The organism is Rathayibacter sp. Leaf296, assembly GCF_001423045.1.
GTDB classification, from domain to species: domain Bacteria; phylum Actinomycetota; class Actinomycetes; order Actinomycetales; family Microbacteriaceae; genus Rathayibacter; species Rathayibacter caricis.
Genome location: NZ_LMNR01000001.1, coordinates 1,564,273 through 1,576,541 on the forward strand (window position 1 = coordinate 1,564,273; position 12,269 = coordinate 1,576,541).

Here is a 12,269-nt window from a genome sequence, read left to right on the forward strand (position 1 = left end):
GTTTGCTAAAGTAGTCCTGCGCTGATCGCCTCCGGGTGGTCGGATGATCCTCGATAGCTCAATTGGCAGAGCAATCGGCTGTTAACCGGTAGGTTCTTGGTTCGAGTCCAAGTCGGGGAGCGAAGGGCCTGGGACTCCACTCTCGGGCCCTTTTTCTTTGCCCTGGTGAGGGTCGCGGCTCCACGATCCCGCGCCCATCCCGGAACGGAGGCGCGATGCGCGAGGACGTCCTCGGCCTCCTCCGCCGACGCCCCGACGTCGAGGCCCCGTCCCTCGTGGCGGTCGACGCGTCCGATCGGCTCCTCCTCGACCTGCTCGAGCAGCGCGGCCGCATCGCGGTCGTCGGAGACGCCTACGGAGCACTCGCTCTCGCCCTCGCCGCCGAGGGCGTCGCGGTGAGCGTCGTCCAGGACTCGATCACCGCCGAGCGCGCCCTCGCCGCGAACGCCGAGGCGGTGCGCGCAGCGGGCATCGAGCTCGCCGCCGTGACCGTCGCCGAGAGCGTCGAGGCCGCCGTCGGCGGGAGCGACGCGGTACTCCTCCGGCTGCCCCGCTCGCTCGACGCCCTCGCCGCGATCGCCGCCGGCACCGCGCGGGCCGCCCCCGCTGCCCCCCTGATCGCCGCGGGCCGCATCAAGCACATGAGCCACGGCATGAACGACGTGCTGCTCGCCCGCTACGAGCGCGTCGACGTCAGCCCGGCGCGGCAGAAGTCGCGAGCCCTGCTCGCGACCACAGCCCGTGCCGACCAGGCCCCCGCCCCCGGGCCGGAGCGCCGCCGTCTCGACGAGCTCGACCTCGACGTGGTCGCCGTCCCCGGAGCCTTCGCCGGCGCCCGCCTCGACATCGGCACCCGGGCGCTGCTGGCCGCTCTCGACCTCCGGACGCTGCCCGCGGGCACCGCCGTCGACCTCGGCTGCGGAACCGGGATCCTCGCCGCCGTGCTGGCCCGCTCCCGCCCCGACCTCGACGTCGTCGCCACCGACACCTCGCGCGCCGCGACCGAGTCGGCGCGCGCCACCGCCGAGGCCAACGGCCTGCGCTACCGCGTCCTCCGCGACGACAACGCCTCGACGCTCGACGCCGGATCGGTCGACGTCGTCGTCTGCAATCCGCCGTTCCACTCGGACGGAGCCGTCACCGACCTCGTCGCGCGGCGCATGATCCGCGCGGCCGGCCGTCTCCTGCGCCCGGGCGGCGAGCTCTGGACCGTGTTCAACTCCCACCTCGCCCACCCGGCCGAGCTGCGCCGGTCGATCGGAGCGACGTCCGTCGTGGCCCGCGATCGCAAGTTCACCGTCACCCGCTCGGTCCGCGGCGCCGACCGCTGAGCGCAAGCCCCGTCGCGGGCTCAGCGAGCGGCCGCCGCACGCGGGTACCATCGCTCTCCGGCGTGCCCTCGCGCCGATCCCCGTCACCGCACCGGAGGCCGTCGTGCTCGAAGTCGTCCTCGTCCTGGCACTGATCGTCGCCATCGGCGCGATCGGCCTGTGGCGCCGCTCCGCCACCGCCGAGAAGGAGCTGCGCGAGCGGCACTCCCGCGAGACGGAGCGCGTCGCGCGCCTCGAGCTGGCCGTCGGCGAGCAGGAGGCGCGCCTGCGCATCGTGGGCGAGCTCGAGCAGCTCGCCGTCCGCAGCGCCTCGCTCGTCGTCGAGGAGGCCGAGAGCGTGCGGTTGACCATCGAGCGCGACCCGGCCGCGGCCGAGCGCTCCGCCGTGAGAGCGGTGCGCGCCGCCGAGTCCTCGCTCGCGCAGCTGCGGCGCATCGCGGTCGTCGCCGCGGTCGATCCCCGGGAGCTGCCCGCCACCGACGGCGCCGAGACCCTGACCGCCCTCGCCCGCGACCGCGGCCTCTCCGTCCACGAGGAGACCTTCGGCGAGCCGTTCCCGCTGCAGGACGGAGCCGAGGTGGCCGTCCTGCGCGTCCTCGAGTACGCCTTCGACCAGGCGTCGGCGACCGGTGGCACCGGCACCGAGGTCCGGATCAGCTCGCGCTGGACGTCGACGGGCCTGCGCGTCGAGATCGACGACGATCGCGAGCGGCACGGAGCAGCGCAGGCGGACGCGAGCGCCGTCGAAGCCGATCTGCACGCCCTGACCGAGCGGATCGACAGCCCCGCCCTCCTGGAGCTGCGCGAGCGCGCCGCCCTCTTCGGCGGTGACGTGACCGAGAAGCGCACGCCGGGCGTGGGCCGCTCCGTCACCGCCTCGTTCCCCGCGCTGCGCCACCACAACGGCGTGCACGGGGTCGACCTGGGCTGAGCGGAGGTCAGTCCTCCAGGCCGTCGACTCCCGGCATCCACGACGTGCCGGGCACGCCCCAGCCGCGCTTGCGGGTGATCTTCGCGACGGGCTTCCGGTACTCGTGCTCGAGGCGGTCCGTGTAGAGGACGCCGTCCAGGTGGTCGAACTCGTGCTGGAACACCCGCGCGAACCAGCCCTCCGCCTCGATCTCGAAGGGCGCGCCCTCGAGATCGACAGCGCGCAGGATCGCCTTCTCGGAGCGGCGCAGCGGGAACCGCTCGCCCGGGAACGAGAGGCACCCCTCCGACTCCGTGTCCTCGTCGGCCTCGCCGAGGGGCACGGGCGAGACGAAGAGCTCCGGATTGATCGCCACGCCGCGGCGGGGAGTGCCGTCGTCGGCGGCGTAGTCGTAGACGAAGAGGCGCAGCGGGACTCCGACCTGCGGGCCGGCGAGGCCGACTCCGGGAGCCGCCTCCATCGTCTCGAACATGTCGGCGACGAGCGTGCGGAGGGAGTCGTCGAACACGGTGACGGGCGCGGCGGGGGAGTGCAGCACGGGGTCGCCGGCGATGAGGATGGGGAGGACGGCCATGGCGTCCAGGGTATCGCGGGGGTCCTCGAGCCCCGTTCAAGGGGTCATCCGCTGGGCTTCCCGCGTCACCCGTGCGCCGGACGGCCCAGGGAGGATATGTCGGTAGGGTCGAGCGCATGTCCGCAGATCTGACCGAGTTGACCGAGCAGTTCACGCTCGACCCGGTGCAGTTCATCGGCATCCCGATCGCTCTCGTCGGGGCCGTCTTCCTCTCTCTCGGGGCGCAGTTCCAGCACCGAGGAGTCGCGAAGGTGGAGCGGTTCTCGGGCCGCTCAGGCTCCTCGGGTCTGAACGGCGGTCAGCTCTTCGCCCTGCTCTCGCGACCCTCGTGGGTCGCCGGGACGCTCATGCTCGGCCTCGCCGTCGTGTTCCAGCTCACGAGCCTCGGCTTCTCGCCGCTCATCGTGGTGCAGCCGCTCGGCGCGGTCGCCCTGGTCATCACGGCCGTGATGAACGCGCGTGTGAGCCGGGTCCGCCTCAACACGGCGTCGATCCGGGCGATCGTGCTGTGCGTCGGCGGCGTGGGCACGTTCGTCCTCGTCGCGGCCTTCAACGCGGTCGACAAGTCGATCCGCACGCCCCAGCTGATCACGATCCTCGTGATCCTCGGGGTCGTGCTCGTGGTGTTCGTCGTCGCGTTCCGGGTGTTCCGGCGGAAGGCGCGCGCCATCTTCTACATCCTGGGTGCCGGAGTCGTCTACGGCTTCGTCGCGACGCTCGCCAAGGTCGTCCTCAACCGGATCAAGTTCGGCGAGTTCGACCCGCTCACCGTCGTCTGCATCGTCGCCCTCCTCGCCGCGAGCGCGCTCGGCGGCTACTTCGTGCAGAACGCCTACTCGTCCGGCCCTCCCGACCTCGTCGTCGCCGGTCTCACCGTCATCGATCCGCTGGTCGCCGTGGCCATCGGCATCATCGTGCTCGGCGAGGCGCAGTACGCGGCTCCCTGGGCGATCCCGCTCTTCGTGATCGCCGGAGCGGTCGCCATCTGGGGCGTCCTGCTGCTCGCGAAGCACCACCCGCAGGCCCGCTGACCCGGGCGACGCGGCCCGCCAATCCGCGGATCCCCGAGGCCCGCTGTCTACACTGGGACCGCGCCGAGGTGATCCGAAGCCGACCGACCACTCGCCGATCGTCACCCCGCCACGAGCGGACCACACCGTGAGGAACCACCCCGTGTCAGACCCCCGCGCCGCCTCAGGACCGGAGTCGCCCGTGCAGAGCGAGGCCTCGGACGCTCCCGACGGGTCCGCCCCGCGCAGCGCCGAGGCGACCTCCTCCTCGCACTCGGATGCCCGACCGCTGAAGGTCGTCATCGGCTGCGACACGTTCGCCCCGAACGTCAACGGCGCCGCGAAGTTCGCCGAGCGCCTCGCCGCCGGCCTCGTCGCCCGCGGGCACGAGGTGCACGTCGTCGCTCCGTCGGCCGACGGCTGGAGCGGCACGCGGTTCGAGACCCACGAGGGCCAGCGGATGATCGTGCACCGCCTCCACAGCTGGCGCTGGTTCCCGCACGACTGGCTGCGCTTCGCGATGCCGTGGCGGATCAAGCAGAACAGCGCGCGGATCCTCGACGAGGTGAAGCCCGACGTCGTCCACTTCCAGTCGCACATCATCGTCGGTCGCGGACTGGGCATCGAGGCGGCCAAGCGCGGCATCCGCATCATCGGAACCAACCACTTCATGCCCGAGAACATGCTCGAGTTCACGCTGCTTCCCAAGGCCGTCCAGGCGAAGGCCGTGCAGATGGCGTGGCGCGCCGCCCGCCGCACCTTCGGCCGAGCCGAGGCCGTGACCACTCCGACCCGCAAGGCCGCCCAGTTCCTGGAGCAGTACACCGGCCTCCGCGGCGTGCACGCCATCTCCTGCGGCATCGATGCGGACAACTACACCCCCGACTTCACCCCGCGCGGCGAGAACCGCATCCTCTTCGTCGGCCGCGTGACCGGCGAGAAGCACATCGACGTCCTCCTGCGGGCCGTCGCCCTGCTCGATCCGTCCCTCGACGCGCAGCTCGAGATCGTCGGCGGCGGCGACCAGATGCGCAACCTCCAGCAGCTGGCCGCGAGCCTCCAGCTGGGCGAGCGCGTCCGCTTCACCGGCTACGTCTCGGACGCCGAGCTCAAGCAGGCGTACTCGCGCGCCACCGTCTTCGCGATGCCCTCGATCGCCGAGCTGCAGAGCATCGCCACGATGGAGGCGATGGCCTCGGCCCTCCCCGTCGTCGCCGCCGACGCGATGGCCCTCCCGCACTTGGTGCACGACGGCGAGAACGGCCACCTCTTCGAGCCCGGCAACGCGCAGGCCCTCGCCGACCGCCTGACCGACGTCCTCACCAGCACCCCCGAGCGCCTCGAGGAGATGAAGCGCGCCTCCCTGCGCATCGTCGCCGCCCACGACATCACCCGCACGATCAGCACATTCGAGAGCCTGTATCGTGGGGAGCCGGTGGCCGATCCGACCATCGACGCAGCCTCCGCCACGGCTGGCCGAGCCTGACGGCTCACCCGCCGGCGGGGTCCGCGGGGCGTTAGCTCAGCCGGTCAGAGCAGCGGACTCATAATCCGTCGGTCACGGGTTCAAGTCCCGTACGCCCTACTTCCGCACGACCGCTCGCGGCGAGCTCCTGCCGCCGGTGCCCGACGCAGGCTCAGGAGCCGTCGTCGCGGGAGTCCTCGATCGACGCGACTTCGACGGCCCGCTTGAGTCGTGCCAGGTGGTAGCGCCACCCCTCCTCGTGCTCGTCGGGAAGCGTCGGCACCGTCCGCGCGCCGAGGAAGCCGGCCTCGGTGAGCGTCACCGCAGTGGATCGCTTTGCGGTGACGAGACGGATCTCGACGTCGAGCGGGCGGACCCACGTCGGCTCGGTCCAGGTGAAGCCGAGGAGGTGCGGCTCCTCGCAGCGGGTGACCGTTCCCGAGGCGCTCATCGGAGGTCCGTCCTCGAGCCACGTCTCGACGAGCGGGGAGCCGACGACCGGGTCGAAGCGCAGATCGGGCCACCAGGAGCTGCGCTCGAGAGTCAGGAAGCGCCAGACGACCTCAGGGGTCGCATCGATCATCGCGTCGACCGTCACGGAGTCGCGGAGCACGGGATCACCGTACCGCCGCCCGAGCGGGCTCCGGGCCGTCAGGCCGAGGGCGACTTCTTCAGGCGGGACTTGGCGGCGCGCTCGGTGAGCACCGAGAGGTAGTCGCGGACCGGGCGGTCGGCGAGGGCGTCGAGCTCGGCGCGGACGGTCGCGTCGACCTCCTCCGCCGAGTGGTCGGGGAAGCGGGCGCGCAGGCGCGCCGATACTTCGGAGGCGATCTCGTCGAGGTTCACGTCAGCAGCCACCGGAGAATGATGCACCAGCCGGGTGAACAGCAGGTGCCGCCGTCCACGACGGGGGGCGCGGCGCGGGACCTCTCCTCTCTACCCTGGTCGTGGAGGCGACGGAGCGTTCACCCGCACTGCAGGAGGCCTGCCGCGGGCGAGTGGGCCCGCCCGTCTCGTCCCCGCCGGCCGCGAGGGACGACGGAGGATCACCGGTGGAGCACATCGAGCTCGCGACGCGGCTGCACGACCTGGGGCGGGGCGTCCTGTCCGACGCGGTGACCCGCGCGGTGAACCGGGGGGATCTGACGGTGGCGCCGCTCCCCGTCCGGTCGGCGACCCGGGTTCACACCGGCCGAGGGCGGCGGTCCGTCGACGCGACGGTCGAGACGGCCGGGGTGAACGCGTGGCTGCTCGACGACGACACGGCGGTGGCGCTCGCTCGCGGAGGGATCCTGCTCCGCGACCCCGCCGACGGGGTGTTCAGCGCACCGACCATCGCCGGGCTCGCGGAGGCCCGGGAGACGGATGAGCTGCTCGGCTACCTGGCGGACGCCGACGAGCTCGTGGTCGCCGTGCTCGGACAGCGTCCGGAGTCCACCGCGTGATCGCTAGCACGTCCGCCGCCCGGACGCCCGTACTGGCCGCCGACTGCCGGACATGATTCCCTGGTCCTGTGCCTGACCTCCCGATGTTCCCGCTCGGCTCCGTGCTCCTGCCGCACATGCCGCTCCCGCTCCGGCTCTTCGAGCCGCGGTACCTGCGGATGCTCGGCGACGTGCTCGAGGACGAGAGCCTGTCCTTCGGCGTGGTCCTCATCGAGCGCGGCCAGGAGGTGGGCGGCGGGGATCAGCGCTTCGCGGTCGGCACGGTGGCGCGCATCCTGAACGTCGACGGCGCGGAGTCGTTCGTCACCCTCGACTCGGTCGGCGAGCACCGCTTCGAGGTCGTCCGGTGGTACGAGGACGACCCGTACCCGCGCGCGGAGGTCCGTCTGCTGCCCGACCTGGAGTGGGAGCCGCGTCTCGCCGAGGCGCTGACCGCCGCGGAGTCCGCGGTGCGCACGGCGCTGGCCGTGGCGAGCGAGTTCGTCGAGCAGCGCTACGGCGCCGTCGTCGAGCTCGCCGAGGATCCGGCCGCGCACGCGTGGCAGCTCGCGGGCGTCGCCCCGGTGACGGAGCTCGACCGGCTGGCGTTCCTCCGGAGCGAGTCGATGGAGCAGCTGCTCGAGGCCGTGCGCGAGAGGTCGACCGAGGCGACGGAGTCGTTCCGCGCCGGCTGGGCCTGAACCGAAGCGCGCCCGGCTCAGGGCTCGAGGTCGACGCCGCGGTCCTGGGCGAGCTTGGCGAGGTCGTCGATGACGACCAGCGCCATCCGCACGGAGCGGTCGCGCCGGTACTCCTCGTCGTCCGGATCGATCCGCGGTGCGCGGTCGAGGGTCTCCTCGATCGACTGCGAGAGCTCGCGCCAGGCGTCCTGCCGCGCTCCGTCCACGAGTCCGGCGAGGTACTCGTCGTCCTCGGCACGGCGGCGGAGGGTGTCGGCGACCGCCATCGAGAGCCGCTCGCGGTGGTCGAGATTGTCGACGTCGGCCGAGCGGTAGTCGTGCACGTGGTCGGAGCGACCGCCCACCGAGGTCGCCTCGGCGGCGATCGCGCGCAGGCGCTCGGCCGCGGCCACGGACTCGTCGGCGAGCTTCGTCAGCTCGAGCGCGGCGGCCCGCGAGTAGTGGCCCACGTCGAAGGGGACGTCGGCGGTGAGCCCGTCCATCAGCACGCGGTTCTTCACGGCCATCCGGCTCGCGTACTCGGCGAGCATCAGACCCTCCTCGGTGGCCTCCTCGACCGAGACCGGCTCGCGCGAGGGGTTCTCATCGGGGTCGTACGGCCGCATCTTGAGTCGGCGTCGACGGCGGAACCACACGCGCGTCACCTACATCCCGAGCCCGGCGCTCCGCCCGCCGGAGCACCTCTTCGAGAGTACCGGTCGGGGGAGCGGCGCGGGGAGCCGCTCAGGCCTCGCGCCAGTCGTCCTGCAGCAGGTGCGAGCCGGCCTGCGGGCCCATCTGCAGCATGCCGCCGTCGACCACGTACGAGGAGCCGGTGACGTAGGCGGCTCCGGGGGAGGCGAGGAACGCGATGACGGCGGCGATCTCGCGCGCGTCGCCGGGACGGCCGAGCGGGATGCCGGGACGGTCGATCGTGAAGGGATCGACGTCGTCCGCGTCGTTCATCGGGGTCGCGATCTCGCCGGGAGCGACGGCATTGACGGTGATCCCGTGCGCCCCGAGCTCGAGTGCGGCGACCTTGAGCAGCCCGCCGAGTCCGTGCTTGGCCGCGACGTACGCTCCGGCTCCGACGCGGGGCTGGTGCTCGTGCACGCTGGTGACAGCGATCAGCCGTCCTCCGGTGCCCGCGTCCATCATCCGCCGCGCCGCACGCTGCAGGCAGACGAAGGCCCCGTCGAGGTTCAGCGCCACCGTGCTCCGCCAGCTCTCGACGCTCTGCTCAAGGAACGGCTCGCCGCCTCCGCCACCCGCGTTGTTCACGAACACGTCGAGGCCGCCCAGGCGCTCGGCGAGATCGTCGATCACGTCCCCCGCCCGGTCGAGCTCTGTCGCATCGAGCTGCGCGATCTCGGCGCGGCGGCCGTGGGAGCGGACCTCCTCCGCGGTGCCGTTCGCTCCCTCCTCGTCGCTGTGCCAGGTGATGCCGACGTCCATCCCGGCCCGGGCCAGGGCGACGGCCGTCGCTCGGCCGATGCCGGAGTCCGATGCCGTCACGACGGCGCGCGTCGGCTGGAAGTCTCGAGGTCCGTGGGTCATGTCGTCTCCTGATGCCGAGTGGGTTCGTCGTCGTCACCTCGATCCGAGCATCCGGAGGAGGCCGACGGGACCGGCTTGACACGAGCGCGAGACGCGCGTCCGGCGTGGGAGGGTCACTCCGGCCCCTCGCATCGCGTTGACTGGGCGGATGGAACACCGTCGCATCTCGGTCGTCGTCCCCGTCAAGGACGACGCCCGCCACCTCGAGCGGCTGCTCGCCCTCCTCGCCGAGCAGACCCTCGCCCCCCTCGAGGTCGTGGTCGTCGACGACGGCAGCACCGACGACAGCGCCGAGGTGGCCCGGGCCTTCGGCGCCCGGGTCGTCGTGCACGACGGGAGCGGGATCCCCGCGAGCACGGCGTTCGGCTTCGACGCCGCCGAGGGTGATGTGCTGGCCCGGCTGGACGCCGACTCGCAGCCGGGACCGGACTGGATCGCGCGGCTCTCCGGCCACTTCGCCGATCCGACGGTCGGAGCGGTGACCGGCCCGGGCCGCTTCGTCGAGTTGAGCCCCGTGCCGCGCCTGCTCGCCCGCGTGGTCTACATGGACGCGTACTTCGCCCTGATGGGCTCCGCCCTGTCCCACTGGCCGCTGTTCGGGTCGAACTGCGCGATCCGCCGCTCCGCGTGGCAGGAGATCGCGGAGGAGATGCACCGCGAGGACTCGTACGTGCACGACGACGTCGAGATCAGCGTGCACCTCGGCGTGCGCCACCGCATCGTGCTCGACCGCCACCTCGAGGTCGGCATCTCGGCGCGGCCGTTCGGCGCCGCGAGGGACATGATGCGCCGCCTCGACCGCGCGCTGCACACGCTCCGCCGGCACCCGGGTCTCGGCGACCCCGTGCTGCGCTGGACGCACCGGGTCCGTCGCTCCCGGATCGAGCGGCTGCAGCGGATCGCCGCGTCGCGCCGTGCCGTTGCCGCACGGGCCGACCGCACGCGCGACTGATCAGTCGGCGACGGGACGCCCCTCCTTCGGCATCGCCGCGACCGCCATCAGCATGCCGAGAGCGACGACCGCGAGCGCGATGCACACGAACCGCGTCCCGGCGGCCAGATCCTCGGGGGCGGGAGTGCCGTCGCCGGTCGCGGCGTTGACGATCGCCCCGAAGACCGCGACGGCGACCGCGCTGCCGATGTTGCGGGCGAAGAAGTTGGTCGAGGACACGACGCCGCGCTCGCTCCACTCGACGCTGGACTGCGCCCGGATGAGGGTCGGAGTCGCCACGAGACCCATGCCCGCACCGATCAGCACGCAGAACCCCGCGATCTGCCAGAGCGTCGAGGTGCTGCCGAGGAGGATCGTCAGCGCGGTGCCGACGACGACGAGCCCCGCCCCGATGAACCCCGTGCTGCGGAAGCCGATGCGGAGGTAGAGGCGCCCCGACAGGCTCGCCGCGACGGGCCAGCCGAGCGTCATCGCGGCCACGGCGAAGCCCGCTCCGAGCGCCGAGCTGCCGAGCACGCCCTGGGCGAAGGTCGGGAAGTAGGACGTGACGCCGAGGGTGATCGCGCCGACCGCGGCGGACGCGAGACTCGTCGACAGCAGGAGTCGTCGGCTGAGCACCCAGAGCGGCAGCACAGGGGCGGCGGCGCGCCGCTCGATCGCGACGAACACGGCGAAGGCGAGGGCCAAGAGCGCGAACACGCCGATCCCGGCCGGCGAGAGCCACGGCCAGGCGGTCCCTCCCTCGAGCAGGCCGAGGATCAGCAGTGCGGTGCCGACGGCGAGGACGGCCGCTCCGGCGACGTCGATCGGCTGCCGCTCGCCTCTGGTCGTCTCGCGGAAGCTCCGGATGAGGAGGAACGCGGCGAGGAGGCAGAGCGGGATGTTGATCAGGAAGATCCCGCGCCAGGCGCCGAGGTCCGACAGCACACCGCCGAGGGTCGGCCCGACGACGGAGGAGATCCCCCAGACGCTCGCCAGGTAGCCCTGGGTCTTCGCGCGCTCGGCGACCGTGTAGATGTCGCCCGCGATGGTGATGCCCATGGGCTGGATCGCGCCCGCGCCGAGCCCCTGCAAGGCCCGGAAGGCGATCAGCGCCGGCATGCTCCAGGCCAGCCCGCAGAGCAGGGAGCCGAGGAGGAACAGCCCGATGCCGATCAGCATGATGGGCTTGCGCCCGATCACGTCCGAGAGCTTGCCGTACAGGGGGACCGAGACGGCCTGCGCGAGCAGGTAGATCGAGAACAGCCAGGGGAACTGGGCGAATCCGCCGAGGTCGTCGACGATCGACGGCACGGCCGTCGCGAGGATCGTGGCGTCGAGGGCGACCAGCGCGGTCGAGATCATCAGCGAGAGGAGGATCGGACCGCGCTCGGAGCGCAGTCCGACGCTGGCACGGGTCGGGGCGTCGGTCACTCCTCCGACGGTATTCCATAGCCGGGGGATGGAAGGAGGACTCGACGCGCTCGGTAGACTCGTCGTATGGAACTCGTGCTCTGGCTCGTCATCGCAGGTATCACCGCCGCAGGCCTCGTCTCGGGCACTGCCGCCCTGATCGCCATGACCGTGGCGCCCTGGTCGGCCGACAAGTAGCACCGGCGCCGTCGCGCCTCACTCGTACACCCGCACGACGCTCCAGCTCGGCTCCGTCGACGCGATGACGTCGAGGACGAACGATCCGCCCGTCTCGACGTGGGTGGCCTGGAACCGCCAGCCCCCGATGCTCACGGGCGGTCGTCCGAAGGTGGGCCGGAAGCCCTCGAGCGGTGCCCACCAGGCGCTCGTGCAGGTCCACACCGTCGGCCGGTCGGTCACCCGGTAGCGCCCGCCCCGCCAGTCGAGTGCGATCGGCACGCCCTCGCCGTCGGTCGAGACCAGCGCCGTCTCGTCGATCACCGCCATCCTCGCGCCCCGTTCCTCCTCGTCGGCGACCCGCCCGGATGCTCCGGTGCCGGTTGGCCGTTCGAACATGTGTTCGATAGTCTGCGAGTGTACGCCGCGGCGAAGTCACCCGCCACGGCCACGAGCGAACGGCGGGGAGGCGCGATGATCGAGTGGAGTCCACTGCAGATGCTGCGCAGCAGCGGCCCGGACGAGTGGGTCATGGTCGACGCCGTGCGCACCGGCCGCATCGGACTCGTGCGCCGGATCGAGACGGGCCCGTACCGCGAGACATGGTTCCGTGCGGTGACCTGGGCGGCCGAGCCCGAGAAGCGGACGCTCGTCGGCTACTCCCGCGACATGGAGACCATCGCGAAGGCGCTCTGGGAGCGTCAGCCGCCGACCGCGCAGGAGAAGCCCTTCCCCGGCTACCCGGCCTCGCAGCGTCAGGGATGAGCGGTCCCGGC

The 12,269-nt window shown here is 72.3% G+C and carries 15 protein-coding genes and 2 tRNA genes; 10 read left to right on the forward strand and 7 right to left on the reverse strand.

Annotation, left to right across the window (positions count from 1 at the left end):
- The first annotated feature begins 47 nt into the window (after nucleotides 1-47).
- The 3 genes from ASF46_RS07215 to ASF46_RS07225 all read left to right on the forward strand — a co-directional run bounded on the left by ASF46_RS07215 (nucleotide 48) and on the right by ASF46_RS07225 (nucleotide 2,262).
- Nucleotides 48-120 (forward strand) — tRNA-Asn (locus ASF46_RS07215).
- 95 nt (nucleotides 121-215) lie between these two features.
- Nucleotides 216-1,331 carry a class I SAM-dependent methyltransferase gene (locus ASF46_RS07220; RefSeq protein ID WP_056866941.1) on the forward strand — a complete coding sequence of 372 codons (1,116 nt, stop codon included), beginning with the start codon at nucleotides 216-218 and terminating at the stop codon, nucleotides 1,329-1,331.
- Between the two features lie 103 nt (nucleotides 1,332-1,434).
- The gene (locus ASF46_RS07225) at nucleotides 1,435-2,262 is read left to right on the forward strand and encodes a hypothetical protein (protein ID WP_056866942.1); all 828 of its coding nucleotides are present in this window, start codon (nucleotides 1,435-1,437) and stop codon (nucleotides 2,260-2,262) included.
- A gap of 7 nt (nucleotides 2,263-2,269) precedes the next feature.
- Here ASF46_RS07225 and def read toward each other — a convergent pair whose 3' ends face one another.
- On the reverse strand, nucleotides 2,270-2,836 hold the full coding sequence (gene def / locus ASF46_RS07230) for a peptide deformylase (protein ID WP_056866943.1): 567 nt from the start codon (nucleotides 2,834-2,836) through the stop codon (nucleotides 2,270-2,272).
- Between the two features lie 116 nt (nucleotides 2,837-2,952).
- Between def and ASF46_RS07235 the strand changes: the two genes are divergently transcribed.
- The 3 genes from ASF46_RS07235 (at nucleotide 2,953) to ASF46_RS07245 (ending at nucleotide 5,431) form a co-directional block, all read left to right on the forward strand.
- Entirely contained in the window at nucleotides 2,953-3,867 is a 915-nt protein-coding gene (locus ASF46_RS07235; RefSeq protein WP_056866944.1) for a DMT family transporter, read from the forward strand.
- Between the two features lie 280 nt (nucleotides 3,868-4,147).
- Nucleotides 4,148-5,332, forward strand: a complete 1,185-nt coding sequence (locus tag ASF46_RS07240) for a glycosyltransferase (protein WP_082485404.1) — start codon at nucleotides 4,148-4,150, stop codon at nucleotides 5,330-5,332.
- A gap of 25 nt (nucleotides 5,333-5,357) precedes the next feature.
- Nucleotides 5,358-5,431, forward strand: a tRNA-Ile gene (locus ASF46_RS07245).
- A gap of 52 nt (nucleotides 5,432-5,483) precedes the next feature.
- Here ASF46_RS07245 and ASF46_RS07250 read toward each other — a convergent pair.
- Together ASF46_RS07250 and ASF46_RS07255 are read right to left on the reverse strand one after the other, a co-directional pair.
- Entirely contained in the window at nucleotides 5,484-5,924 is a 441-nt protein-coding gene (locus ASF46_RS07250) for an SRPBCC family protein (RefSeq protein WP_235576872.1), read from the reverse strand.
- Nucleotides 5,925-5,962: 38 nt separating this feature from the next.
- Entirely contained in the window at nucleotides 5,963-6,169 is a 207-nt protein-coding gene (locus tag ASF46_RS07255; protein ID WP_146168465.1) for a three-helix bundle dimerization domain-containing protein, read from the reverse strand.
- Between the two features lie 194 nt (nucleotides 6,170-6,363).
- Between ASF46_RS07255 and ASF46_RS07260 the strand changes: the two genes are divergently transcribed.
- The gene (locus ASF46_RS07260) at nucleotides 6,364-6,756 is read left to right on the forward strand and encodes a hypothetical protein (RefSeq protein ID WP_056866945.1); all 393 of its coding nucleotides are present in this window, start codon (nucleotides 6,364-6,366) and stop codon (nucleotides 6,754-6,756) included.
- A 68-nt stretch (nucleotides 6,757-6,824) separates the two neighbouring features.
- On the forward strand, nucleotides 6,825-7,436 hold the full coding sequence (locus ASF46_RS07265) for an LON peptidase substrate-binding domain-containing protein (RefSeq protein WP_235576873.1): 612 nt from the start codon (nucleotides 6,825-6,827) through the stop codon (nucleotides 7,434-7,436).
- A 17-nt stretch (nucleotides 7,437-7,453) separates the two neighbouring features.
- Here ASF46_RS07265 and ASF46_RS07270 read toward each other — a convergent pair whose 3' ends face one another.
- Both ASF46_RS07270 and ASF46_RS07275 read right to left on the reverse strand, forming a co-directional pair.
- A complete protein-coding gene (locus ASF46_RS07270; RefSeq protein WP_157602299.1) occupies nucleotides 7,454-8,080 on the reverse strand; it encodes a hypothetical protein in 627 nt (208 codons plus the stop codon).
- Nucleotides 8,081-8,159: 79 nt separating this feature from the next.
- Nucleotides 8,160-8,972, reverse strand: coding sequence for an SDR family oxidoreductase (locus ASF46_RS07275; RefSeq protein WP_056866948.1), 813 nt, complete (start codon nucleotides 8,970-8,972; stop codon nucleotides 8,160-8,162).
- 148 nt (nucleotides 8,973-9,120) lie between these two features.
- Between ASF46_RS07275 and ASF46_RS07280 the strand changes: the two genes are divergently transcribed.
- Nucleotides 9,121-9,924 carry a glycosyltransferase gene (locus ASF46_RS07280; protein ID WP_082485298.1) on the forward strand — a complete coding sequence of 268 codons (804 nt, stop codon included), beginning with the start codon at nucleotides 9,121-9,123 and terminating at the stop codon, nucleotides 9,922-9,924.
- Here the strand turns inward: ASF46_RS07280 and ASF46_RS07285 are convergent, their stop codons facing one another.
- Both ASF46_RS07285 and ASF46_RS07290 read right to left on the reverse strand, forming a co-directional pair.
- Entirely contained in the window at nucleotides 9,925-11,268 is a 1,344-nt protein-coding gene (locus ASF46_RS07285; protein ID WP_082485405.1) for an MFS transporter, read from the reverse strand.
- Nucleotides 11,269-11,532: 264 nt separating this feature from the next.
- Nucleotides 11,533-11,892, reverse strand: a complete 360-nt coding sequence (locus ASF46_RS07290; RefSeq protein WP_235576874.1) for a hypothetical protein — start codon at nucleotides 11,890-11,892, stop codon at nucleotides 11,533-11,535.
- Nucleotides 11,893-11,967: 75 nt separating this feature from the next.
- On the opposite strand from ASF46_RS07290, the gene ASF46_RS07295 reads away from it, so the two are divergent.
- Nucleotides 11,968-12,258, forward strand: coding sequence for a hypothetical protein (locus ASF46_RS07295; RefSeq protein ID WP_055792776.1), 291 nt, complete (start codon nucleotides 11,968-11,970; stop codon nucleotides 12,256-12,258).
- Nucleotides 12,259-12,269 lie beyond the last annotated feature (11 nt).

Bases quoted from the DNA above. Each gene is read 5' to 3' on its own strand.
- ASF46_RS07220 (WP_056866941.1), top strand. From the start codon at position 216: ATGCGCGAGGACGTCCTCGGCCTCCTCCGCCGACGCCCCGACGTCGAG.
- def (WP_056866943.1), bottom strand. From the start codon at position 2,836: ATGGCCGTCCTCCCCATCCTCATCGCCGGCGACCCCGTGCTGCACTCC.
- ASF46_RS07235 (WP_056866944.1), top strand. From the start codon at position 2,953: ATGTCCGCAGATCTGACCGAGTTGACCGAGCAGTTCACGCTCGACCCG.
- ASF46_RS07275 (WP_056866948.1), bottom strand. From the start codon at position 8,972: ATGACCCACGGACCTCGAGACTTCCAGCCGACGCGCGCCGTCGTGACG.
- ASF46_RS07280 (WP_082485298.1), top strand. From the start codon at position 9,121: ATGGAACACCGTCGCATCTCGGTCGTCGTCCCCGTCAAGGACGACGCC.
- ASF46_RS07285 (WP_082485405.1), bottom strand. From the start codon at position 11,268: ATGATCTCGACCGCGCTGGTCGCCCTCGACGCCACGATCCTCGCGACG.
- ASF46_RS07290 (WP_235576874.1), bottom strand. From the start codon at position 11,892: ATGTTCGAACGGCCAACCGGCACCGGAGCATCCGGGCGGGTCGCCGAC.
- ASF46_RS07295 (WP_055792776.1), top strand. From the start codon at position 11,968: ATGATCGAGTGGAGTCCACTGCAGATGCTGCGCAGCAGCGGCCCGGAC.